Source organism: Sinomonas cyclohexanicum, assembly GCF_020886775.1.
GTDB classification, from domain to species: Bacteria; Actinomycetota; Actinomycetes; order Actinomycetales; family Micrococcaceae; genus Sinomonas; species Sinomonas cyclohexanicum.
Genome location: NZ_AP024525.1, coordinates 3125616 through 3150620, shown reverse-complemented (window position 1 = coordinate 3150620; position 25005 = coordinate 3125616). Strand labels below are relative to the sequence as shown.

14 protein-coding genes are annotated in these 25005 nt (G+C 69.0%); 11 read left to right on the top strand and 3 right to left on the bottom strand.

Going from position 1 to position 25005, the window contains the following annotated elements; translation table 11 throughout:
- Positions 1–19: 19 nt before the first annotated feature.
- From SCMU_RS14955 to rplL, 4 genes are all read left to right on the top strand, one after another.
- Positions 20–1258: an MFS transporter gene (locus SCMU_RS14955; protein WP_274602875.1), complete on the top strand. Its 1239-nt coding sequence runs from the start codon at positions 20–22 to the stop codon at positions 1256–1258.
- A gap of 13 nt (positions 1259–1271) precedes the next feature.
- The gene (locus tag SCMU_RS14950; protein WP_229229905.1) at positions 1272–2807 is read left to right on the top strand and encodes an ATP-dependent DNA ligase; all 1536 of its coding nucleotides are present in this window, start codon (positions 1272–1274) and stop codon (positions 2805–2807) included.
- A gap of 324 nt (positions 2808–3131) precedes the next feature.
- The gene (gene rplJ, locus SCMU_RS14945) at positions 3132–3716 is read left to right on the top strand and encodes a 50S ribosomal protein L10 (RefSeq protein WP_229229904.1); all 585 of its coding nucleotides are present in this window, start codon (positions 3132–3134) and stop codon (positions 3714–3716) included.
- A gap of 78 nt (positions 3717–3794) precedes the next feature.
- On the top strand, positions 3795–4172 hold the full coding sequence (gene rplL, locus SCMU_RS14940) for a 50S ribosomal protein L7/L12 (RefSeq protein ID WP_229229903.1): 378 nt from the start codon (positions 3795–3797) through the stop codon (positions 4170–4172).
- Between the two features lie 114 nt (positions 4173–4286).
- On the opposite strand, the gene SCMU_RS14935 is transcribed toward rplL, so the two are convergent.
- The 3 genes from SCMU_RS14935 to SCMU_RS14925 form a co-directional block, all read right to left on the bottom strand.
- Positions 4287–6098 (bottom strand): bifunctional metallophosphatase/5'-nucleotidase, encoded by a 1812-nt coding sequence (locus tag SCMU_RS14935; protein WP_229229902.1) that lies wholly within the window; start codon positions 6096–6098, stop codon positions 4287–4289.
- Positions 6099–6256: 158 nt separating this feature from the next.
- Positions 6257–6676, bottom strand: coding sequence for an aminoacyl-tRNA deacylase (locus SCMU_RS14930; protein WP_443020332.1), 420 nt, complete (start codon positions 6674–6676; stop codon positions 6257–6259).
- Between the two features lie 169 nt (positions 6677–6845).
- Positions 6846–8063, bottom strand: coding sequence for an acetyl-CoA C-acetyltransferase (locus tag SCMU_RS14925; protein WP_229229900.1), 1218 nt, complete (start codon positions 8061–8063; stop codon positions 6846–6848).
- A 324-nt stretch (positions 8064–8387) separates the two neighbouring features.
- Here SCMU_RS14925 and rpoB point away from each other — a divergent pair, with 324 nt between their 5' ends.
- From rpoB to SCMU_RS14890, 7 genes are all read left to right on the top strand, one after another.
- Positions 8388–11888: a DNA-directed RNA polymerase subunit beta gene (gene rpoB, locus SCMU_RS14920; RefSeq protein WP_371829603.1), complete on the top strand. Its 3501-nt coding sequence runs from the start codon at positions 8388–8390 to the stop codon at positions 11886–11888.
- A 59-nt stretch (positions 11889–11947) separates the two neighbouring features.
- Positions 11948–15847 carry a DNA-directed RNA polymerase subunit beta' gene (locus SCMU_RS14915; RefSeq protein WP_371829602.1) on the top strand — a complete coding sequence of 1300 codons (3900 nt, stop codon included), beginning with the start codon at positions 11948–11950 and terminating at the stop codon, positions 15845–15847.
- 431 nt (positions 15848–16278) lie between these two features.
- Positions 16279–16653, top strand: coding sequence for a 30S ribosomal protein S12 (gene rpsL, locus SCMU_RS14910; RefSeq protein WP_043119407.1), 375 nt, complete (start codon positions 16279–16281; stop codon positions 16651–16653).
- Positions 16653–17123 (top strand): 30S ribosomal protein S7, encoded by a 471-nt coding sequence (gene rpsG / locus SCMU_RS14905; protein ID WP_077490634.1) that lies wholly within the window; start codon positions 16653–16655, stop codon positions 17121–17123. The genes rpsL and rpsG overlap by 1 nt, the downstream gene beginning before the upstream one ends.
- Positions 17124–17198: 75 nt before the next feature.
- Positions 17199–19313, top strand: coding sequence for an elongation factor G (fusA, locus tag SCMU_RS14900; RefSeq protein WP_229229898.1), 2115 nt, complete (start codon positions 17199–17201; stop codon positions 19311–19313).
- Positions 19314–19513: 200 nt separating this feature from the next.
- Positions 19514–20704, top strand: coding sequence for an elongation factor Tu (tuf, locus tag SCMU_RS14895; protein ID WP_229229897.1), 1191 nt, complete (start codon positions 19514–19516; stop codon positions 20702–20704).
- 182 nt (positions 20705–20886) lie between these two features.
- The gene (locus SCMU_RS14890; protein WP_229229896.1) at positions 20887–25005 is read left to right on the top strand and encodes a hypothetical protein; all 4119 of its coding nucleotides are present in this window, start codon (positions 20887–20889) and stop codon (positions 25003–25005) included.

Sequence of the window (25005 nt, the reverse complement as noted above, 5' to 3'; positions counted from 1 at the left end):
GCGAGAGCCAGGAGGAGCCGTGAGCACACCCGATCCGACCCCCCGACCCACCGCCGCCCCGGCGGCCAATACCACCGCGGCCCGGCCCGGCGCGGCACGGAACCTGACCTTGGCCACGTTGGCCTCCGTAGTGGGCTTCTGGGGCTGGACGGTCATCGCGCCCCTCGGCACGCGCTATGCGCACGACCTGGGACTCAACGCAGCGCAGACGGGAGCGCTCGTCGCGATGCCCGTGCTCGTCGGCGCCCTCGGACGAGTACCCGTGGGCGTGCTGACCGACAAGTTCGGCGGCAGGCGCCTCCTGATCCTCATCCTCGTGGTGACGGCGCCGCTCGTCCTGCTCGTCGCGCTCGCCGGCAGCCTGAAGTCCTACGCCCTCCTGCTCGTGGTCGGGTTCTTCCTCGGCGTCGCGGGCACGGTGTTCACCGCGGGCATCCCGTTCTCGGCCGCGTGGTACCCGAAGGCCCGGCAGGGGTTCGCGACAGGCATCTTCGGGATGGGCATGGGCGGCACCGCCCTCTCGGCGTTCCTCACGCCGCGGTTTGTCACGTGGTTCGGCTATTGGCCCACGCACGTCATCATCGCCGTCCTGCTTCTGGTCATGGCGGCGGTCGTGTTCTTCTTCATGCGCGAGTCGCCCACGTGGACGCCGGTGGCCTCGGGCAGCTTCGGCAAGCTGTTGAACGCCGCGAAGATGCCCGTGACGTGGCAGCTGTGCTTCCTCTACGCCGTGGTGTTCGGCGGCTTCGTCTCGTTCAGCACGTACCTGCCCACCTACTTGAGGGACATCTACAACTTCGACCTCACCTCGGCGGGCACGCGCACCGCGGGCTTCGCACTTGCCGCCGTCATCGCCCGGCCGATCGGCGGGATCATCGCGGACCGGATCGGGTCGAAGCCGGTGGTCATCGTCTCGCTCACGGGCGTCGCGGTCCTCGCCTTCGTCGTGAACCTCCAACCATCGGGCGAGGTGGCCACGGGCCTGACCTTCCTGGCCATGGCCGCCGCGCTCGGACTGGGCACCGGCGGCGTGTTCGCGTGGCTCGGCAAGCAGGCCCCTCCCGGGACCGTCGGTGCGGTCACCGGTGTGGTCAGCGCCGCCGGCGGCCTGGGCGGCTACTTCCCGCCGCTCGTCATGGGCGCCACGTACAACGCCGCGCAGCACTCGTACGCGATCGGGCTGCTGCTCCTCGTGGCCACCGCCCTCCTAGCGCTCGTCCTGGCGATCTTCATGGGCCGCAGGAAGGCAGCGGGGTAGCGGTACCGGGCCCATGCTGCTCGACGAGCTCGTCTCCACCGCCGAGACGGTAGCGTCCACCCGGTCTCGGCTCGCGAAGGTCGAGGCACTCGCGCAGCTGCTGCGCCGCCTCGCAGCGGAGTCGCCCGAGGAGTTGGGGACCGCCGTCGGCATGCTCGTCGCGAAGCCCCGGCAGGGCCGGGTCGGGGTCGGCTGGCGGGGGCTTTCCGGCGCGCGAGGCGACATGCCGCCGTCGTCCGAGCCGTCGCTCACGGTCGGCGAGTTCGACGCCTTGCTCGACCAGCTCGCCGTGACGTCCGGGGCGCGCTCGGGAGCGGTCCGCGCCGGGCTGCTCGCCAGCTTCATGGGGCGTGCCACCGAGCGCGAGCAGCGGTTCATCGTCGGGGTACTGCTCGGCGAGCTCCGCACGGGCGCCCTCGAGGGCGTCCTCGTGGACGCGCTCGCGGCAGCGGCCGGCAGGCCGGTGGCCCTCGTGCGCCGCGCGGCGATGCTCTCCGGGGACCTCGGCGAGACGGCGCGGACCACCATCCTCAAGACCGAGGACGAGCTGGCGGCTGTCGGGCTCGTCGTCGGCCGTCCGGTGCTGCCCATGCTCGCCGCCTCGGCGGCAACCCCCACCGAGGCGCTTGCCTCCACCGGCGAGGCGTCGGTCGAGTTCAAGCTCGACGGCGCGCGGATCCAGGTTCACCGGATCGGGGACGACGTGCGCGTCTTCACCCGCAGCCTTGCCGATATCACCCACCGGGTGCCGGAGGTCGTCGAGGCCGTGTCGGGCGTGCCCGCGCGGGACGTCATCCTCGACGGCGAGACGCTCACCCTCGACGAGGGCGGGGCTCCGAGGCCCTTCCAGGAGACGATGTCCCGGTTCGGCGCCGAGCGCGCCCGGGACGCCGTGCTGCGGCCCTGGTTCTTCGACATCCTGCACGTGGACGGGCGGGACCTGCTCGACGAGCCGCTCGCCGTGCGCCGCGCCGAGCTCGCAAGGATCGCACCGGACCACATCGTCCCGGGCGAGGTGACTGCGGATCCCGCGGCGGCGGAGCGGATCTCGAATGAGGCGCTCGCGGCGGGCCACGAGGGCGTCGTCGTCAAGGCCATCGGGTCTCCGTACGCCGCAGGTCGTCGAGGCTCGAGCTGGATCAAGGTCAAGCCCGTCCACACGTACGACCTCGTGGTGCTCGCGGCCGAGTGGGGCAGCGGCCGCCGGCAGGGCTGGCTGTCGAACCTCCACCTCGGGGCGTACGACCCGGTTGGCGAGTTCGGCGAGCCCGGCGGGCTGGTGATGGTCGGGAAGACGTTCAAGGGACTCACCGACGACCTCCTGCGCTGGCAGACCGAGCACTTCCCCCAGATCGAGGCGCGCCGCGACGCGCATACCGTCTACCTGTACCCCGTCACGGTCGTCGAGATCGCCATCGACGGCGTGCAGAGGTCCAGCCGCTACCCGGGCGGCATCGCGCTGCGCTTCGCGCGGGTCAAGCGGTACCGTGAGGACAAGGGCCGCGACGACGCCGATACCATCCAGACGCTGCGGGCGCTGCTGCGCTAGGAATCCCTGAAGCGGGCGGCGAGCCGGCGGCGCGAGGCGAGCGGCCGGCGTCGTGCGCTGCGTGCCCGCGACGGCGCCGATTTTGCCCGCCCGGCGATCTCCCGTACAGTGGAAGGACCAAAGACCGCCGGTCGATGGATGCTGTGCGCCGAGAAGCGGTGCTCATCTCCACCGAAGGTCCCCGACATCGGGGCGGCCTGCGCAGGTGATACAGAGCGAACGCTCGCGGCCATAAGCCCGAATGCCACGCCCCGTGCATCTGCGCGGGGCGTTCTTGCGTTGTAGGGGCCGCCCCCACCGGCACTGTTCCCCGGAAGGAGGGTTATGGCAACGCCTACCAAGGTGGCAGCTGTCGAGGAGATCACGAAGGATTTCCAGGAGTCGACCGCCGCAGTCCTGACCGAATACCGTGGGCTCTCCGTCGCCCAGCTCAAGAAGCTGCGTCGCTCGCTCGGCACCGAGAACAAGTTCTCGGTCGTCAAGAACTCCCTGACCGCCATCGCTGCCAAGGAAGCGGGAGTCGACGCGTTCGACGGCCAGCTCGCCGGCCCCACCGCGATCGCGTTCATCAAGGGTGACGCCGTCTCGGCTGCCAAGAGCCTGACCGACTTTGCCAAGGAAAACAAGCAGCTCATCATCAAGACGGGCTTCTTCGAGGGCAAGGCGCTCGACGCGAACGAGGTCGCCGCACTGGCGGCCCTGGAGTCCCGCGAGCTGCAGCTCGCCAAGGTTGCCGGCGTCCTCAAGGCGCCCATGGCCGCGGCCGCGCGCATCATCGACGCCCTGCGTCTCAAGCTCGAGGAGGAGGGCGGCGCCCCGGCTGCCGCCGACGCTCCCGCCGCTGAGGCCGCCGAGGCGCCCGCCGAGGAAGCCGCGGCTCCGGCCGAGGCTCCCGCCGAAGAGAACTGATTCTCTTCCCCACCCCAAAACTCCGGCGCACCGCGGCGAACAGCCGGCGGAGCGCCATCTAGCGAAAGGACGCCAACCATGGCGAAGCTCACCCAGGACGAGCTGATCGAGGCCTTCAAGGAGCTCACCATCATCGAGCTCTCCGAGTTCGTGAAGAAGTTCGAGGAGGTCTTCGAGGTCACCGCTGCTGCGGTCGCCGTCGCGGGCCCGGCCGGCGGTGCCGAGGCCGCTGCCGAAGAGGAGAAGACGGCGTTCGACGTCATCCTCGAGGCCGCTGGCGACAAGAAGATCGCGGTCATCAAGGAGGTCCGCGCCCTCACGTCGCTCGGCCTCAAGGAGGCCAAGGACCTCGTCGACGCCGCTCCGAAGGCCGTCCTCGAGGGCGCTACCAAGGAAGCTGCCGACAAGGCCAAGGAGGTCCTCGAGGCCGCCGGCGCCACGGTCACCCTCAAGTAGTAGGCTCTCCAGCTTCACCCAGCGTTGCCGGGCATGTCCCGGCTCCGCACCAGGGCCCCGCAGTCCGCAAGGACGGCGGGGCCCTTCCGCGTCCCGGCCGCGCCGGGCTGGCCGCTACACGACAGTCAGCGGCGCCCCGTTGACGGTCAGCGACCAGTCGACGCGTGCGAACACGGCGGCGTCCAGCACCCCCGTCTGCGTCACGTAGTCGATGATCCGCTGGCGGATCTCCTGCTGGCTGTTGGTCAGGACCGGCGCGGCCTTCACGTGCGGGAAGTTGCCGCCCCCGCTCTGGCGGTAGTTGTTGATCGCCATCGCGAACTCCTGCGCGGGGTCGATCGGGGACCCGTTGTAGGAGAGCCCCACAATCCGCTGCCCGACGGGCTTGGCGACGTCGATCGTGTACGTGAGCGGAGCGTCCAGGCCGAACACGACGTCGTAGTTGTAGTCGGGCGTGCCGGTCGGGGCGATGGGCGTCACGGCATTGGTGAGGTCTGCGGCCGCGACGGTCGTCGTGGTGACGGCCTTGTAGTACTGGGCCGACCACTCGAGGTAGTCCTTGACCTGTGCGCCGGTGACCTTCACGGACATGAGGGTGTTGTCGTAGATGTACAGGCCCGCGACGTCGCGCACGGTCAGGGGTCCGGCCGGGACGTCGACGGCCCGGGAGAACGCGGCCGCGATCGAGAGCACGGGCAGTCCCGCCGAGGCCGTCCCGGCGAGCTCGCCCTTGATCGTGTGCGCCTGGATGTAGTTGATCGCGTCGATGGCCGCGACATCCTCCCAGCAGCCGGTGGCCGTTCTCAGCGGGGTGGTGGACGTGCCGATCACCTGATTGACGTACGTCACCACGCGCCGGTGCGCGGCGTCGACGGCACGCACGACGGCGTCGTCGGGAGTCGCCGTCTTGGCGTCGAGCAGCGCGGCGCTCGCCGAGGAGACGGTCCACGTCCCCTCGACCTTCTGCAGGTCGAGGTCCATGACGGTGACGCGCATGCCCCAGTACATCGGCTCGGACAGCAGCACCTGCTTGCCGGTGGCCTTGTTCGTCACGAGGCGCTCGGGGATCTCGGAGTGCGCGTGGCCCACGAGAATGGCGTCGATGCCCGGCACCTCCTCGGCGAGCTGCTGTGACGCGTTCTCGGGGAAGGGGAGGGAGTCGCCGTAGGACGAGCCGGGAACCATGCCGGAGTGGCACGAGACGACCACGATGTCCGCCCCCGCCGCCCGGACCTGCGGGATGACGGCCTTGGCCTCCTCGACGATGCCATTGAAGTCGAGCTTGCCCTCCACGTTCGCGCGGTCCCAGATGGCGCATCCGGGGGTCACGAAGCCCACCATGCCGACCCGGACCACGCCGTTGTCCGTCTTGACCTTCTTGATCACGAACGGCTTGAAGGCGTGCCCGCCGGTGGCATGGTCGTGGACGTTCGCGCCGAGGAGCGGGAAGTCGAGCTGCGACTCCCAGGCCCGCAGGAGCGGGATGCCGTAGTTGAACTCGTGGTTGCCGAGGGCCGCGGCGTCGTAGCCGACCGCGTTCATCGCTGCGGCCATCGGGTGCACGGGGCCGTCCACCGCGGGCTGGACCTTCGCGAAGTAGTAGGCGAGCGGGGTGCCCTGGATGGTGTCCCCGGCGTCGAGGGTGATGGTGTTCTCTGCGCCGCGTTCGGCGCGCACGTGGCGGATGAGGGTGGCCGCCTGCGCGAGGCCGATGTTGTTGCCCTTGGCGTCCGTGTAGGCCTTGTTCTTGAAGTAGTCCCAGTTCAGGACGTTGGAGTGGAGGTCGGCCGTGCCGATCACGGTGAGGCGGTAGGTCTTGCCGCTGCTGGCCTCGGCGGGCCCCGCGCCGAGCGCGAGGGTGCCGCCGACGAGGGCGCCGGTCAGGACGGAGCGGCGGGAGATGGGATGGTTCAGGTCGGTGCTCACAGGTCTCCTCAGGTCGCGTGCCGCGGCGGGTGCTTGCCGATGCGGCTACCCGCGACAGGCTAGGAGCAGCAGGGCGCCCCGCCCCCGCCGACACGCCCTCTGAAAGAAACCGTTCACGAAATCTTCGCGCGCGCTTCAGGCGCCCTCGCCGAACCGCGTCAGGCGGGGTCGCTGATGTCCGCGACCGAGGCGCCGAGCGCGGCGAACAGGGAGCCCGCGTCGACGAACGCACTGAGACCATGTGCCCCCGCGCCCAGCGAAATGCGCCCAGCGATCGACTCGTCCGCCCACACCGGCCACGGCGTCGTGGACCCGAGGGGCGTGATCGTGCCGCGCTCGTACCCGGTCGCCGCGAGCGCGACGTCGGCCGGGGGCATCGAGAGTCGGTTGACCTCCAGCAGCTTGCGAAGCTTCGGCCAGGAGATCTGCCGGTCGCCCGGGATGAGCGCGAACAGGAACGAGCCGTCCGGGTGCTTCACCACGAGCGACTTCACAATCTCGCGGGGCTCGATCCCGAGGTTGGCCGCGGCCTCCTCGAGGCTCCGCGCACGCCCGCGTTCGGCCACCTCGACCGCCACACCGCGTGCGCGCGCGTCGGCGAGGAACCTCGCGTGGCCGTCGCCGACTGATCCGGCGTCGCCGCCGTCAGGGGCGCCCGACGGCGCGCCGTCGCCCCGCGCGGGACCGGCTCCCCGAGCGTGACCCGGCCCGGCGCCGTCGTGCGTCTCCCCGTTCTGGGCCACGGCGTCAGTCCCTGTAGAGGAGGAGTGCCTCGCCCTGACCGCCGCCACCGCACAGCGAGACGGCCGCCTTGCCCGAGCCGCGGCGGGCGAGCTCATGGGCGGCGTGCCCGGCGAGGCGGGCGCCGGAGGCGCCGATCGGATGGCCGAGAGCGATCGCACCGCCGTGGATGTTGCACTTCTCGAGCGGGTAGTTGAGGTCCTTGAGGGACTGGACGGCCACGGAGCCGAAGGCCTCGTTGATCTCGATGAAGTCCAGGTCCGCGGTGGTCCAGCCCGCCCGCGAGAGGGCCTTCTGGATGGCGTGCGAGGGCTGCGAGTGCAGCGAGTTGTCGGGGCCGGCAACCTGTCCCGGCTTGCCCACGACGGCGAGCCAGGCCAGCCCGTGCTCCTCGGCGTACGCGCGGGACGTCAGCACGAGGGCCGCGGCGCCGTCGGACAGGGGAGAGGAGTTGCCGGCGGTGATGGTGCCGTCCGAGGCGAACGCGGGCCGCAGCGGGGCGAGCGTCTCGACCGATGTGCCCGGCCGCACGCCCTCGTCCTGGGTGAGCGTGATCGGGTCGCCCTTGCGCTGCTTGACCTGGATCGGGGCGATCTCGCCCTCGAACACGCCCTCCTTCTGCGCGATCGCCGCACGCACGTGCGAGGCGGCGGCGACCTCGTCCTGGGACTTGCGGTCGATGCCGAGGGTCAGGTTCTTCGACTCCGTGGACAGGCCCATGGACTGCCCGTCGAAGGCGTCCGTGAGGCCGTCGTGGGCGGCGACGTCGAGGGCGCCGACGGTCCCGTACGTCCAGCCCTGGCGGGATCCCGGGAGCACGTGCGGCGCGCGGGACATCGACTCCTGGCCGCCCGCCACGACGACGGTCGCGTCGCCCGCCCGGATCAGGCGCGCGGCGTCGATCACCGCGGTGAGGCCGGAGAGGCACACCTTGTTGATCGTCACGCACGGCACGCCCCAGCCCACGCCCGCGGCGATCGCGCTCTGGCGCGCGGGGTTCTGGCCGGCGCCGGCCTGCAGGACCTGGCCCATCACGACGGCGTCCACGGCGTCAGCGCCGACCCCGGCCTGCTTCAGCGCGGCGGTGATCGCATGCGCGCCCAGGTCCACGGCGGTGAACGAGACCAGCTGCCCGTTGAGGCGTCCCTGCGGTGTGCGCGCGGCGGACAGGATGACAACGTCGTCGTTGCCGGTGGTGTTGTTGCTCACTGGGTTGGTGCTCACGTGCGTCCGCTCCTTCATCTCTCCTGTGCATCAGGCTACCGCCAGAGAAGCTGATTGCCGCGGGGAGCTGGGTGTACAGTATTGCCCGCGGCGGCCCGTGAGGGATCCGGTGGCACTTGACCCCGGGCTGAGTCTGCGGTAGACACGCGCGCCTTCCTGAGGTAAGGTAGTTCTTTGCGTTCTCCCTTTTAACGACTGCGGTGCCTTCATATAGCGGTGGGCTCTTCGGGACAGTCTGTCCCGCCTCAACTGAACACGTTCGGTGGGTCATGCCTTGTCGGGGGAGGGTGCGGACAATCCTGAAGGTCTGTGGAAGGATCCCTCTTGGTCGCCTCGAGCACCTCTGAAACCCAAACCGCTACCACCGACGGCGCAACCCGTCGGCTCTCATTCGCCAAGATTCACGAACCGCTGGATGTTCCGAATCTCCTCGCCCTCCAGACCGAGAGCTTCGACTGGCTCGTCGGCAACGAGCGCTGGCAGGCCCGCGTGGCCAAGGCCCAGGCCGAGGGCGACGACAGCGTCGCCACCACCTCCGGCCTCTCCGACATCTTCGAGGAGATCTCCCCGATCGAGGACTTCCAGGGCACCATGTCCCTGAGCTTCTCCGAGCCGGAGTTCGCCGACCCGAAGTTCACGATGGCGGAGTGCAAGGACCGTGACGCCACCTACTCGGCCCCGCTGTACGTCAAGGCCGAGTTCATGAACAACAACACGGGCGAGATCAAGCAGCAGACCGTGTTCATGGGCGACTTCCCGCTCATGACCGACAAGGGCACGTTCGTGGTCAACGGCACCGAGCGCGTCGTGGTCTCCCAGCTGGTCCGCTCCCCGGGCGCCTACTTCGAGCGGACCGCGGACAAGACGAGCGACAAGGACATCTTCACGGCGAAGATCATCCCGTCCCGCGGCGCCTGGTTCGAGCTCGAGATCGACAAGCGCGATCAGGTCGGCGTCCGCCTCGACCGCAAGCGCAAGCAGTCCGTCACCGTCCTCCTCAAGGCGCTCGGCTGGACCGAGGGCCAGATCCTCGAGGAGTTCGGCGAGTACGACTCGATGCGTGCCACGCTCGAGAAGGACACCACCGAGACGCGTGAGGACGCCCTCCTCGACATCTACCGCAAGCTCCGCCCGGGCGAGCCGCCGACAGTCGACGCCGCACAGGCCCTGCTCGACAACCTGTACTTCAACGCCAAGCGCTACGACCTCGCGAAGGTCGGCCGGTACAAGATCAACCGCAAGCTCGGCATCGACCGCCCGCTCTCGGACCCCGAGGCCTCGATCCTCCACATCGAGGACATCGTCGCCATGATCAAGTTCCTCGTCGCGCTGCACGCCGGCGAGAAGTCGATCAAGGGCACCCGCGAGGGCGCCGAGGTCGACGTGCGCGTCGAGGTCGACGACATCGACCACTTCGGCAACCGCCGCATCCGCGCCGTCGGCGAGCTCATCGAGAACCAGGTCCGCACCGGCCTGTCCCGCATGGAGCGCGTCGTGCGTGAGCGCATGACCACCCAGGACGTCGAGGCGATCACGCCGCAGACGCTCATCAACATCCGCCCTGTCGTCGCTGCGATCAAGGAGTTCTTCGGGACCTCCCAGCTCTCGCAGTTCATGGACCAGAACAACCCGCTCTCGGGCCTGACCCACAAGCGCCGCCTCTCGGCGCTCGGCCCGGGCGGCCTCTCCCGCGACCGCGCGGGCATGGAGGTCCGTGACGTCCACCCGTCGCACTACGGCCGCATGTGCCCCATCGAGACCCCTGAAGGCCCGAACATCGGCCTGATCGGCTCGCTCGCCTCGTACGGCCGCATCAACCCGTTCGGCTTCATTGAGACGCCGTACCGCAAGGTGACCAACGGCATCGTGTCCGACGCGGTCGACTACCTCACGGCGGACGACGAGGCCGAGGTCCAGATCGCCCAGGCGAACTCGCCGCTGAACGAGGACGGCTCCTTCGCCGAGGAGATGGTCCTCGTCCGCCAGCGCGGCGGCGGCGGCGAGCCCACGCTCGTCCCGGCCGACGAGGTCGAGTACATGGACGTCTCCCCGCGCCAGATGGTGTCCGTGGCGACCGCCCTCATCCCGTTCCTCGAGCACGACGACGCCAACCGCGCCCTCATGGGCGCGAACATGCAGCGCCAGGCCGTGCCGCTCGTCCGCTCCGAGGCGCCCTTCGTCGGCACCGGCATGGAGCGCGCCGCCGCGGTGGACGCGGGCGACGTCGTCGTGGCCAAGAAGGCCGGCGTCGTCACCGAGGTCTCCGCGGACCTCGTGGTGATGCTCAACGATGACGGCACGGAGACGAACTACCGGATCGGCAAGTTCGCGCGCTCCAACCAGGGCAACTGCTACAACCACCGCGTGCTCGTGAACGAGGGCGACCGGCTCGAGGTCGGCGGCATCATCGCCGACGGTCCGGCCACCGACCAGGGCGAGCTCGCCCTCGGCCGCAACCTCCTCGTCGCGTTCATGTCGTGGGAGGGCCACAACTTCGAGGACGCGATCATCCTCTCCCAGCGCATCGTGGCGGAGGACGTCCTGTCCTCGATCCACATCGAGGAGCACGAGATCGACGCCCGCGACACGAAGCTGGGCGCCGAGGAGATCACGCGCGACATCCCGAACGTGTCCGAGGAGGTGCTTGCCCAGCTCGATGAGCGCGGCATCATCCACATCGGCGCCGAGGTCGAGGCGGGCGACATCCTGGTCGGCAAGGTCACCCCGAAGGGCGAGACCGAGCTGACTCCCGAGGAGCGCCTCCTGCGTGCGATCTTCGGTGAGAAGTCCCGCGAGGTCCGCGACACGTCCCTCAAGGTCCCGCACGGCGAGTCCGGCACCGTGATCGGCGTGCGCGTGTTCGACCGCGACAACGACGACGAGCTGCCCCCGGGCGTCAACCAGCTCGTGCGCGTCTACGTGGCCGCCAAGCGCAAGATCACGGACGGCGACAAGCTCGCCGGCCGCCACGGCAACAAGGGCGTCATCTCCAAGATCCTGCCGATCGAGGACATGCCGTTCCTCCCCGACGGGACCCCGGTCGACGTCGTGCTGAACCCGCTCGGCGTCCCCGGCCGCATGAACGTCGGCCAGGTCCTCGAGCTCCACCTCGGCTGGATCGCCAAGACCGGCTGGAAGGTCGAGGGCGAGCCGGAGTGGATCCAGAACCTGCCGAACATGCCGCGCGAGGTCGGCCCGAACCAGAACCTGGCCACGCCGGTGTTCGACGGCGCCCGCGAGGAGGAGATCTCCGGCCTGCTGGACTCCACCAACGTCACGCGTGACGGCGTGCGCCTCATCGGCTCTTCCGGCAAGGCGCAGCTGTTCGACGGCCGCTCCGGCGAGCCGTTCCCGGATCCCGTCTCGGTGGGCTACATGTACATCCTGAAGCTCCACCACCTCGTGGACGACAAGATCCATGCCCGCTCCACTGGCCCATACTCGATGATCACCCAGCAGCCGCTCGGTGGTAAGGCGCAGTTCGGCGGCCAGCGCTTCGGCGAGATGGAGGTGTGGGCGCTCGAGGCCTACGGCGCGGCGTACACGCTCCAGGAGCTCCTGACGATCAAGTCGGACGACATCCACGGCCGCGTGAAGGTCTACGAGGCGATCGTCAAGGGCGAGAACATCCCTGAGCCGGGCGTTCCCGAGTCCTTCAAGGTCCTCATCAAGGAAATGCAGTCGCTGTGCCTGAACGTGGAGGTCCTCTCCGCCGACGGCCAGACGATCGAGATGCGCGACGCCGACGATGCAGTCTTCACTGCCGCGGAGGAACTGGGCATCGACCTCTCCCGCGACGAGCCCAGCTCGGTCGAAGAGGTCTGATCCCTCCACCGCCACCGGCAGCAGCAAGACTTTAGAGACACGAGAGATAAGGGACCACATTGTCCAGCGAATCCTCCTTCGGCCTCATGCAGATCGGCCTCGCGACCGCGGACGACATCCGCAACTGGTCGCACGGCGAGGTCAAGAAGCCGGAAACCATCAACTACCGCACCCTCAAGCCCGAGAAGGACGGCCTCTTCTGCGAGAAGATCTTCGGCCCGTCCCGTGACTGGGAGTGCTACTGCGGCAAGTACAAGCGCGTGCGCTTCAAGGGCATCATCTGTGAGCGCTGCGGCGTCGAGGTGACCCGTGCCAAGGTCCGCCGCGAGCGCATGGGCCACATCGAGCTCGCCGCGCCCGTGACGCACATCTGGTACTTCAAGGGCGTCCCGTCCCGCCTCGGATACCTCCTCGACCTGGCCCCGAAGGACCTCGAGAAGGTCATCTACTTCGCGGCCTACATGATCACCAAGGTTGACGAGGAGCGCCGGCACGAGCAGCTGCCGAACCTCCAGGCCGAGCACGACCTCGAGCGCAAGCGCCTCGTGGACAACCGCGACTCCGACATCGCCGCCGTCGCGCGGGACCTCGAGGAGGAGCTCGCGAAGCTCGAGGGCGAGGGCGCCAAGGCCGCGGACAAGAAGAAGGCCCGCGACCTGGCGGACAAGACGATGGCCACCATCCGCAAGCGCGCGGATGCGGACATCGAGCGCATGGAGGCGGTCTGGGACCGCTTCAAGAACCTCAAGGTCGCCGACCTCGAGGGCGACGAGGCGCTGTACCGCGAGCTGCGTGACCGCTACGGCATGTACTTCGAGGGCTCCATGGGCGCCGAGGCGATCCAGAAGCGCCTCGAGTCCTTCGATCTGGAGGGCGAGGCCGAGACGCTCCGCGACATCATCCAGAACGGCAAGGGCCAGCGGAAGACCCGTGCGCTCAAGCGCCTCAAGGTCGTCAACGCGTTCCTCACCACGGACAACAAGCCGCAGGGCATGGTCCTCGACGCCGTCCCGGTGATCCCGCCGGAGCTGCGCCCGATGGTCCAGCTCGACGGCGGGCGCTTTGCGACCTCCGACCTGAACGACCTGTACCGCCGTGTGATCAACCGCAACAACCGCCTCAAGCGCCTGCTTGACCTCGGTGCGCCGGAGATCATCGTCAACAACGAGAAGCGCATGCTCCAGGAGGCCGTGGACTCGCTGTTCGACAACGGCCGCCGCGGGCGTCCCGTGACGGGTCCGGGCAACCGCCCGCTCAAGTCGCTCTCGGACATGCTCAAGGGCAAGCAGGGCCGGTTCCGCCAGAACCTGCTCGGCAAGCGCGTCGACTACTCGGGCCGTTCGGTCATCGTCGTCGGCCCGCAGCTCAAGCTGCACCAGTGCGGCCTGCCGAAGCAGATGGCCCTCGAGCTGTTCAAGCCGTTCGTCATGAAGCGGCTCGTGGACCTCAACCACGCGCAGAACATCAAGAGCGCCAAGCGGATGGTGGAGCGCTACCGCCCGCAGGTGTGGGACGTGCTCGAGGAGATCATCACCGAGCACCCGGTGCTCCTCAACCGTGCACCTACCCTGCACCGCCTCGGCATCCAGGCGTTCGAGCCGCAGCTCGTCGAGGGCAAGGCCATCCAGCTGCACCCGCTCGTGTGCGCGGCGTTCAACGCCGACTTCGACGGCGACCAGATGGCCGTGCACCTTCCCCTGAGCCCTGAGGCCCAGGCGGAGGCGCGCATCCTGATGCTGTCCTCGAACAACATCCTCAAGCCGTCGGACGGCCGCCCGGTCACCCTGCCTTCGCAGGATATGATCATCGGCCTGTACCACCTCACCACCAAGCGTGAGGGTGCCGACGGCGAGGGCCGCGTGTTCTCCTCCGTGGCTGAGGCGATCATGGCGCACGATGCCCGCGAGCTGCACCTCAACGCACAGGTGAAGATCCGCCTCGACGGCTTCGTGCCGTCGAAGGACCGTCCCGCGCCCGAGGGCTGGGAGCCCGGCCAGCCGGCGCTCATCGCGACGTCGCTGGGCCAGGTCGTCTTCAACCAGACGCTGCCCGAGGACTACCCGTGGGTCGAGGCCGTCGCGGACAAGGGCCAGCTCTCGAAGATCGTCAACGATCTCGCGGAGCGCTACCCGAAGGTCGTCGTCGCGGCGACGCTGGACAACCTCAAGGACGCCGGCTTCCACTGGGCCACGCGTTCCGGCGTCACGGTCGCCATCTCGGACATCGCCGTGCCGGAGCAGAAGCCTGCCATCCTGGCCGGCTACGAGGACCGCGCCGCGAAGATCCAGAGCCAGTATGACCGTGGTCTCATCGACGACGAGGAGCGCCGCTCCGAGCTCATCGAGATCTGGGACAAGGCGACCAACGAGATCGCCGCGGTCATGCGCGAGTCCATGCCGAAGATGAACACCATCAACCGCATGGTCTCCTCCGGTGCCCGTGGTAACTGGATGCAGGTCCGCCAGATCGCGGGCATCCGCGGCCTCGTGGCCAACCCGAAGGGTGAGATCATCCCGCGCCCGATCAAGTCCTCGTACCGCGAGGGCCTGTCGGTGCTCGAGTACTTCATCGCCACGCACGGTGCCCGCAAGGGTCTGGCCGATACGGCTCTCCGTACGGCCAACTCGGGCTACCTGACCCGTCGTCTCGTCGACGTGTCGCAGGACGTGATCGTGCGCGAGGAGGACTGCGGCACCGAGCGCGGCCTCATGGTCACGATCGCGATCGCAGACCACAACGGCGAGCTCCAGCGTGAGGAGAACGTCGAGAACACGGCGTACACCCGCACGCTGGCCGTGGACGTCACGGACTCCGAGGGCAGCGTCCTCGCGGAGGCCGGCGCGGATCTCGGCGATGTGCTGATCAACCAGCTCATCAATGCCGGCATCACGGAGATCCGGGTCCGCTCGGTCCTCACGTGCGAGTCCGCTGTCGGGACCTGCGCGAAGTGCTACGGCCGGTCGCTCGCGTCCGGCAAGCTCGTGGACATCGGCGAGGCCGTCGGCATCATCGCTGCTCAGTCGATCGGTGAGCCCGGTACCCAGCTGACCATGCGTACGTTCCACACCGGTGGCGCCGTCTCGGCGTCTGGCGGTGACGACATCACGCAGGGTCTGCCCCGTATCCAGGAGCTCTTCGAGGCCCGTACCCCGAAGGGTGTGGCCCCGATTTCGGAGGCGGCCGGGCGCATCACCGTTGAGGACACCGAGAAGCAGCTCCGCCTGGTCCTGACGCCGGACGACGGCACCGAGGAGATCGCTTACCCGGTCTCCCGGCGTTCGCGCCTGCTCGTCGAGGACGGCGAGCATGTCGAGGTCGGGCAGAAGCTCGTCAACGGCCCGATCGATCCGAAGCAGGTCCTGCGCATCCAGGGCCCGCGCGAGGCGCAGAAGTTCCTCGTCGACGAGGTCCAGAACGTGTACCGCAGCCAGGGCATCGGCATCCACGACAAGCACGTGGAGGTCATCGTCCGCCAGATGCTGCGCCGCGTCACCGTGATCGAGTCCGGCGACACGGACCTGCTCCCCGGCGAGCTCGCCGAGGGCCGCCGCTACCGCGACGAGAACCGCCGTGTGGTGTCCGAGGGCAAGAAGCCGGCTTCGGGCCGTCCCGAGCTCATGGGCATCACCAAGGCGTCGCTCGCCACGGAGTCCTGGCTCTCGGCCGCGTCCTTCCAGGAGACGACCCGCGTGCTCACGCAGGCCGCCATGGAGGGCAAGAGCGACCCGCTGCTGGGCCTCAAGGAGAACGTCATCATCGGCAAGCTCATCCCGGCTGGCACCGGTCTTCCGCGGTACACGGAGATCACGGTCGAGCCGACCGAGGAGGCCAAGGCGACGCTCTTCACCGGTCCGAGCGCGTTCAGCGACTTCGCCTACGATCCGCTGAACGGCGACGGGGCGCAGGAGTTCCACGCGATCCCGCTGGACGACTACGACCTCGGCGGCGACTACCGCTGATGCCCTCGTCTGAGGCTGCGCTCGCGTAGTCCAGCGCACGACGGCGTCACGCACCACGGGCGGCCGGCTCCCCTTCGCGGGGGAGCTGGCCGCTTCCGTCGTGTCCCCCCGGCCTTGGCGGTCAGGACCCCCATCTCGGAGGGGCGCCGGGCGGGCGATTCGTGGCCGCTCCCCGCGCCGTGATAAGCTTTCTTCGATTGTTTCTGTGTGGCAGTGGATGAAGGCCGTCAGATCGGGTGCTAAAGCGCTGCTCTGGCGGGGCCTGTTTCCGGGTTGCGGGGTTGGTGCGCAACGGATGCCACACTTTTGCACGCCTACGGTCGGTTGCCCGCGGAAGTGTGAAGCAACCGACAGCGTCTACCGATCCCCGTTGCAGGGGTCACGTGGGCGGAATTCCAAACGAAGTACGCAAGTACAAAGACGGAGCGAAAGTGCCTACTATTCAGCAGCTGGTCCGCAAGGGCCGCACGCCGAAGGTCTCCAAGACCAAGGCTCCTGCCCTCAAGGGCAGCCCCATGCGTCGCGGCGTGTGCACCCGTGTGTACACCACGACCCCGAAGAAGCCGAACTCCGCCCTCCGCAAGGTCGCGCGTGTCCGCCTCAACGGCGGCGTCGAGGTCACGGCCTACATCCCGGGCGTCGGCCACAACCTCCAGGAGCACTCGATCGTGCTCGTCCGCGGCGGTCGTGTGAAGGACCTTCCGGGTGTCCGCTACAAGATCGTCCGTGGCGCTCTCGACACCCAGGGTGTCAAGAACCGCCAGCAGGCCCGCAGCCGCTACGGCGCCAAGAAGGAGAAGAAGTAATGCCTCGTAAGGGCCCTGCCCCGAAGCGTCCTCTCGTCGTCGACCCGGTCTACGGTTCGCCGCTCGTGACGCAGCTCATCAACAAGGTTCTCGTGGACGGCAAGAAGTCCACGGCCGAGCGCATCGTCTACGGCGCTCTCGAGGGTGCCCGCCAGAAGACGGGCGGCGACCCGGTTGCCGCCCTCAAGAAGGCCATGGACAACGTCCGCCCGACCCTTGAGGTCCGCTCGCGCCGCGTCGGCGGCGCCACCTACCAGGTTCCGGTCGAGGTCAAGCCGGGCCGCGCCACCGCGCTGGCCCTCCGCTGGCTCGTGGGCTACTCGAAGGCCCGCCGCGAGAAGACGATGACCGAGCGTCTCCAGAACGAGATCCTCGACGCTTCGAACGGCCTCGGTGCCGCGGTCAAGCGCCGCGAGGACACCCACAAGATGGCCGAGTCGAACAAGGCCTTCGCACACTACCGCTGGTAGAACCAGGGTTCGCCGCCGGCCCCACGAGGGCCGGCGGCGAATGCGCAGCCAATTAGGGACAAACAGGGAGACACCGTGGCACTCGACGTGCTTACCGACCTCAGCAAGGTCCGAAACATCGGCATCATGGCGCACATCGATGCCGGCAAGACCACTACCACGGAGCGCATCCTGTTCTACACGGGTGTGAGCCACAAGATCGGCGAGACGCACGACGGCGCTTCGACGACCGACTGGATGGAGCAGGAGAAGGAGCGCGGCATCACCATCACGTCCGCGGCCGTGACCTGCTTCTGGAACCAGAACCAGATCAACATCATCGACACCCCCGGTCACGTGGACTTCACGGTCGAGGTCGAGCGCTCCCTGCGCGTGCTCGACGGCGCCGTCGCCGTCTTCGACGGCAAGGAGGGCGTGGAGCCGCAGTCCGAGACCGTCTGGCGCCAGGCGGACAAGTACAACGTCCCGCGCATCTGCTTCGTCAACAAGATGGACAAGCTCGGCGCGGACTTCTACTTCACCGTGGACACGATCGTCAAGCGCCTCGGCGCCAAGCCGCTCGTCATGCAGCTGCCGATCGGTGCCGAGAGCGAGTTCGTCGGCGTCGTCGACCTGCTCACCATGAAGGCCCTCGTGTGGCCCGGCGACGCCAAGGGCGACGTGACCATGGGCGCCTCCTACGAGACCCAGGACATCCCGGCCGACCTTCAGGAGAAGGCCGAGCAGTACCGCCACGACCTCGTCGAGACGGTCGCCGAGGCGTCCGAGGAACTCATGGAGAAGTACCTCGAGGGCGAAGAGCTCACGATCGATGAGCTCAAGGCGGGCATCCGCAAGCTCACGGTGAACTCCGAGATCTACCCGGTCTTCTGTGGCTCCGCGTTCAAGAACCGTGGCGTGCAGCCGATGCTGGATGCGGTCATCGACTTCCTCCCGTCCCCGCTGGATGTCCCGGCCATGATCGGCCACGACCCCAAGGACGAGACGATCGAGCTGTCCCGCAAGCCGAGCGAGGACGAGCCGTTCTCGGCTCTCGCGTTCAAGATTGCGGCGCACCCGTTCTTCGGCCAGCTCAACTTCATTCGCGTCTACTCGGGCAAGGCGACCTCGGGCATCCAGGTCCTGAACTCGACGAAGGGCAAGAAGGAGCGCATCGGGAAGCTCTTCCAGATGCACGCCAACAAGGAGAACCCGGTCGATGAGGTCCACGCCGGCCACATCTACGCGGTGATCGGCCTCAAGGACACCACGACCGGCGATACGCTCTGCGACATCAACAACCCGATCGTGCTCGAGTCGATGACCTTCCCGGATCCCGTGATCTTCGTGGCCATCGAGCCGAAGACCAAGGGCGACCAGGAGAAGCTCTCCACCGCCATCCAGAAGCTCTCCGCTGAGGATCCGACGTTCACCGTCTCCCTCAACGAGGAGACCGGCCAGACCGAGATCGGCGGCATGGGCGAGCTTCACCTCGACATCCTCGTGGACCGCATGCGCCGCGAGTTCAAGGTCGAGGCCAACGTGGGCAAGCCGCAGGTCGCCTACCGCGAGACCATCAAGAAGAAGGTCGAGAAGGTCGACTACACGCACAAGAAGCAGACTGGCGGTTCCGGCCAGTTCGCGAAGGTGCAGGTCACTTTCGAGCCGCTCGAGACCACCGAGGGCACGTTCTACGAGTTCGTGAACGGCGTCACCGGCGGCCGCGTGCCGCGCGAGTACATCCCGAGCGTGGACCACGGCATCCAGGACGCCATGCAGTTCGGCATCCTGGCCGGCTACCCGATGGTGGGCGTGAAGGCGACCCTCGTCGATGGTGCCTACCACGACGTCGACTCCTCGGAGATGGCGTTCAAGATCGCCGGTTCGCAGGTGTTCAAGGAGGGCGCTCGCCGCGCCAACCCTGTGCTCCTCGAGCCGCTCATGGCCGTCGAGGTCCGCACGCCCGAGGAGTACATGGGCGACGTGATCGGCGACCTCAACTCCCGCCGTGGCCAGATCCAGGCCATGGAGGACGCTGTCGGCGTCAAGGTTGTGCGTGCCCTCGTGCCGCTGTCCGAGATGTTCGGCTACATCGGCGACCTTCGCTCGAAGACCCAGGGCCGCGCTGTCTACTCGATGCAGTTCGACAGCTACTCCGAGGTCCCGAAGGCCGTCGCCGACGAGATCATCCAGAAGTCGCGCGGCGAGTAGTTCTGGAGTGCGGCTCGCCGCCGCTGTGGGTGCCCCTCTCTCGGGCGGGGAGCGCACGACGGCGGCGGGTCGCCATCCGCGCGGGGGCCACCTCCCGCGTGATTTCACGAAAAAACACAGCCAACAGTAGACTTGCGAGAGTTTCAGCTGCGACAGTCGCGGCTGGGAGCAGTCTTCTGAATCAGTTCTAGGAGGAACAAGTGGCGAAGGCAAAGTTCGAGCGGACCAAGCCGCACGTCAACATCGGCACCATCGGCCACGTTGACCACGGCAAGACGACGCTGACTGCTGCCATCTCGAAGGTGCTTGCTGACAAGTACCCGGATCTCAACGAGCAGCGTGACTTCGCGCAGATCGACTCCGCTCCGGAGGAGCGCCAGCGCGGCATCACCATCAACATCTCTCACATCGAGTACCAGACGGAGAAGCGCCACTACGCTCACGTCGACGCTCCGGGCCACGCTGACTACATCAAGAACATGATCACGGGTGCGGCGCAGATGGACGGCGCCATCCTCGTGGTTGCCGCGACTGACGGCCCGATGGCCCAGACCCGCGAGCACGTTCTGCTCGCCCGCCAGGTTGGTGTCCCCTACCTGCTCGTGGCTCTGAACAAGGCCGACATGGTCGACGACGAGGAGCTCCTTGACCTCGTCGAGATGGAGGTGCGCGAGCTCCTCTCCTCGCAGGGCTTCGACGGCGACAACGCCCCGGTGATCCGCGTCTCGGGCCTCAAGGCTCTCGAGGGCGATCCCAAGTGGGTCAAGTCGGTCGAGGAGCTCATGGAGGCCGTCGACGAGAACGTTCCGGACCCGGTCCGTGACCGCGACAAGCCGTTCCTCATGCCGATCGAGGACGTCTTCACGATCACCGGTCGTGGCACCGTCGTCACCGGCCGCGCCGAGCGCGGTACCCTCGCCCTGAACTCCGAGGTCGAGATCGTCGGCATCCGCCCGATCCAGAAGACCACGGTCACTGGTATCGAGATGTTCCACAAGCAGCTCGACGAGGCGTGGGCCGGCGAGAACTGTGGCCTCCTGCTCCGCGGCATCAAGCGCGAGGACGTCGAGCGTGGCCAGGTCGTCGTGAAGCCGGGTTCCATCACCCCGCACACCGACTTCGAGGCGAACGTCTACATCCTCTCCAAGGACGAGGGCGGCCGTCACAACCCGTTCTACTCGAACTACCGCCCGCAGTTCTACTTCCGTACCACGGACGTGACCGGCGTCATCACCCTCCCCGAGGGCACCGAGATGGTCATGCCCGGCGACAACACTGAGATGACTGTTCAGCTCATCCAGCCCATCGCCATGGAGGAGGGCCTCGGCTTCGCTATCCGTGAGGGTGGCCGCACCGTTGGCTCGGGCCGCGTGACCAAGATCATCAAGTAGTCTCCTTCCGGAGCTGCTGGCCCGGGTCCTCGGATCGGGGCCGGATCTGACAAGGACCCCGCTGCACACTGTGCAGCGGGGTTCTTTGTGCTCTATCGGGGGCGGACGCGGGCCAGCTAGGATAACTCCAGTCAATGGAGTAATCGGGGGGGCCGGGTCGGCCCACACGGCGGAGGCGGGTCGTGGACACGATGTCAGCGGGACAGGGCGGCGGGTACGACGCGGGTTATGCGGCCGGCCACCATGAGGGCTATCTCGAGGGGCACCGCGCGGGATTCCTCGCGGGGCACCGCATCGGGTGGGACGAGGCCATGCGTTCGGCGGGCGCGCCGGTGGTCTCACCGGTGGCAGCGCCACGGCGGATCCCGGCGGCCGCCCCCGCGCCGATCCTGGCGCCACCACGCGCCGTGGCAGCACAAGCGGCGGCACCGGCCGTCCCTATGCGCGTGCAGACGCCGCCGAAGTCGCGGGAGGAGCTCGCGCGGGAGGCCGCTCGCCGAAAGGAGAGGCGCGGGATCCAGAGCGCCAACATCTCGCTCTACCTTGCCGCGCTCCTGATCGTCGCGGCGGCCGCACTGTTCCTCACGAACGGCAGCGTGGACGACGGCGTGCGCCTCACGGGCCTCGTCGGTGTCACCGCACTGTTCTACGCGGCTGGCCTCGTGGTCCATGCGAGGTTCCCGAGGCTGCGCCCGGCGGCCGTGGCCTTCGCGGGGACAGGCCTGGCGCTGCTGCCCGTCGCGGGCCTCGGCCTCGACATCGTGGTCCTGCACCGTCCGGACCTTTCCTGGCTCATCACGAGCCTGGTCGGGCTCGTCGCGTTCGGCTTCGCCGCACTGCGCATCGAGAGCCGGGTCCTCGTCTTCCTGAGCCTGACCTTCGTTTTCTCCGCGGCGTGGTCCGGCACGGAAGTGCTCAGTGGTGCCCTCGCGGCCGACTACGCCGCGCTCATCGGGGTTGCCTCGGTGCTCACCGTGATCGCCGCGCTCCAACCGCGATGGGTTCCGCCGCTCTTCCTGAGGCCCGTCGCACGGCTCCATCCATTCGTCGTCCCTGCGACCTTTGTGGCCGCGACGCTCACGGCGGGCGCCCTGGACCGCTGGCAGTATCCCGCCCTCGTCGCGGCCATGAGCCTCTACCTCGTCGGGTCCTCGTTCCTCCCCGGCCCCGCGCTGGCACGCAGGCTCTCATGGTGGGGCGCACGCACGACGGCGGTGCTCGCCAGTGCAGTCGCCGCGGCGCAGGCGGTGGACGCCGGCCTTCCGTCCCTCGGCCCTACTCAGCGCTCCGCGTGGACCCTTGCGGGTGTGCTTGCCGTGGCGGTCGGGACTCTCGCCTCGGCCGTCCTCGGCCGGCGCCGGGAGGACGAGCTCGGCATGTCGCGCCGTGTCGCCCTCGCGGAGCAGGGCACCGCCGTGTTCGTGCAGGCGGTGCTCGTGGCCGCCGCCTCGGTGGCCTCCGTGCCCGCAGCGCAGGGGTCACTGTTCCTCGCGGTCGCGGCCTTCGTCCTCACGGCGCAGTTCACGGCGTGGCGCTGGGGCGCCCACACGAATTGGCTCCCCGTCCTCGCGTTCGCGGTGCTTCCGTTCATCGACCTGGAACGATGGCCGCTGGCGTTCCTCGCCGTCGAGGGGCTGCTCTACTTCGCGGCCCGGGCGGTCTGGCCGCCCTCACCGGCGGAGGACGGGCCTCGCTGGACGTGGCGGAGGCCCCACTTCGTCGCGGCAGCGCGAGCCGCGTCCCTTCTGGTGGTTCCGGCGGTTGTGTCGGCGGCGCTGCCGCCGTCGACGGGGCCGGGAGCCCGGGCGGCGCCGTTGCGCTCGGGCTCGCCGTCGCGTCGCGGCGTCGCGCTGGCGGTGACGGGCGGCCTCGGTGCCCTGCGTCACGCGGAGTTCGCGCGGGCGGCGATGGCATGGACCCTCGTGGCGGTGGGCGTCCTCGCCGTCGCCGTCGTGGGGCTCGCTGACCCCTCGTCTGCGCGCCCGGGTGGCTTCGTCTCGCCACTGTTCGGCCCGGCAGTCTTCATCCTGTGTGCTGGGGCCGGGGCGCTCTGGGCCGGGCTGTTCCTTGCCCGGCCGGACGGCTTTGGTCCCGTGTCCTCCGTAGGTGAGGTCGCGCCGAACGTGCTGCTCGCGCTCCTTGCCCTCGAGTCCCTGTGGTTCGGGGAGGGCGCGCTGTCCAATGCCGTGCTGGTTCTCGTGATTGCCGTCCTGGGCGGCTCCGCATGGCTCTCGCCGGTCCGCCTCCGCAGGTGGGTGTACATCTGGCTCGCGCGGGCCGCTGCCACGGCCTTGGCGATGGGGCTGTTCCGCGAACTCCTGGAGGACGGCTGGCGTCCCGTCGTCCTCGGCCAGCCCGTGTCGGGCGCGCACGTGTTCGCGGCCGTGGTCCTGGCCCAGATCGTGGTGCCGCTCGCGGTCGAGTTGCTGAGTGGACGCAGGGGACGGCCCCTGCCGTGGAGCTTCGGGGACGCCGCCGCTGTCCTGGCCATCGCTATGCCGTTCACCTTTGCGGCGGGAGCCGAGATCAGCTACGTCGCCGGGCCGACGGACCGGCTCCAGCCGCTGGGGGCCATCCTCGTGGTCGCCTTCGCCGCCGCGGCTGCCCTCGTCGGCGTGGTGTTGCGGCCGTGGCCGGGCTCGGTGGCCGTCGCCCCGGCCGCCCTGGTCCTGATGGCGTTCACCGCGTCGCGCGACCTGCGGGTGCTTGAGATCCTCGCGGGCCTGTTCGCGGTGTACTCGGCCTCCATGGTGTTCCTGGCCCCCCAGACTGCCTCCAAGGGCGCCCACCTCGTCGCCGCGAGAGCGCTGCCGGTGGCGCTCGCTGTGCTCGTGGCGCAGGACGCGACGGCGTCGGACACGTGGGTGAGCGTAGTGCTCGCCGTGTCCTTGGTGGCCCAGCACCCGGTGCGCCGTCTCCTCACGCGCACTGCCTCGGACCTCCCGTTCCAGGACGTCGCGTACTGGACCGGGCTCGCGGGCCAGCTAGCGCTGCCGCTCGGGTACCTCGCCTTTGCCCGGCAGGGCCCCGAGGGCGGCCGGTGGGTCGTCGTGCTCGAGGCGATCCTCGTCGTCGTGAGCGTCCTGGCGACGCTCAAGGGGCGTCCCGCGGCGGGGTACGTCGGCGTCGCGGGACTCCTGCTCGGAGTGGTGGCGCTCGGCCCGTTCTTCCGGTTCCACTTGGGGCAGTTCCTCGCGGCCCCGCTGATCGGGGGCCAGGCTGTCGCGCTCCTGCTCGTCGCGATCGCGGCGGCCCACGTTGCGGGCATGGCACTGTGGGAATCGCCTGAACGTCGGAGCGCGGGCCTGTGGCGCTGGGCATGGACGGCCGGTGCGGGGGCCTTCGCGGCGTCGTCCGTTGTGGCGGCGGTTCCGGAGTGCTCGTGGGTCCTGGGTGCGGCCCTCGCGTCCTGCGCAGCCGTCCTTCTCGCCGCTGGCTACGTCTGGCGTGCCGCGATCACCGTGGCGATCACGTTCCCGATGGGTGTCCTGCTGGCCCTGCCTGCCGGTGTCGACATTGCCCGCGACCTCGTGGACGGCCTGCCCCGCCTGTGGCAGACCCCCGTGCAGTTCATGGCGGGAACGCTCGTGCCGGCCTCGGTGGGTCTCGCCCTCCGGTGGTCTGCCCGCTGGCCCGGGACGTGGGGCAAGCGCGTCGAAGCGGTGGCCAGGCTCGAGGCCGCACCGGCGCGCCGTTGGCCGCTCCTCGGGGCTGCCGCCGCTGGCCTCGCGGCCTCGGCGGTAGCGTGCTGGGAGCCGCCCGCAGCCGTCGTCCTGCCCTACCTCGCCGCCGCACTCGTCGCCGCAGTGGCCGCGGAGCTGCCCCGCCGGTTCCGGCGGCTCGGCGTCGAGGTCGGGGCCGTCGTTGTCGCTGGCTCCCTGCAGCGTGCCATCTTCGCAGACGCTATCGAGGTGAGCGCATTCTGGCTCGCGCAGTGGTACGTGGTGCTGGCTGCGGTCGTAGCACTCCTGCGCTACTACGTCCGGCGGTCCGCCGTGTTCGGCAGGGCGTGGCTCGAGGGCTCGGCAGGGCTCCTCAGCCTCACGGGGCTGTGGACCCTCTTCTCGGGAGACAATGCCCAACAGGTCTGGCTGCTCGTGGCGTTTGCGGTGCTCACGCTCGCGGGGGTCGTGCTGAACGAGCGGCGCTTCACGGTTTGGGGTGCGGCCGGGGTGGTGGCCTGCGTGCTGTGGTCGGTCCGGGCCTACGTCTACGCGCTCCTGGCCGTCCTCGGCCTCGCGATCATCGCGGCCGCCGTCTGGTGGCTCGCGCGCCGGCCCAAGAGCACCCTGCTAGGGTAG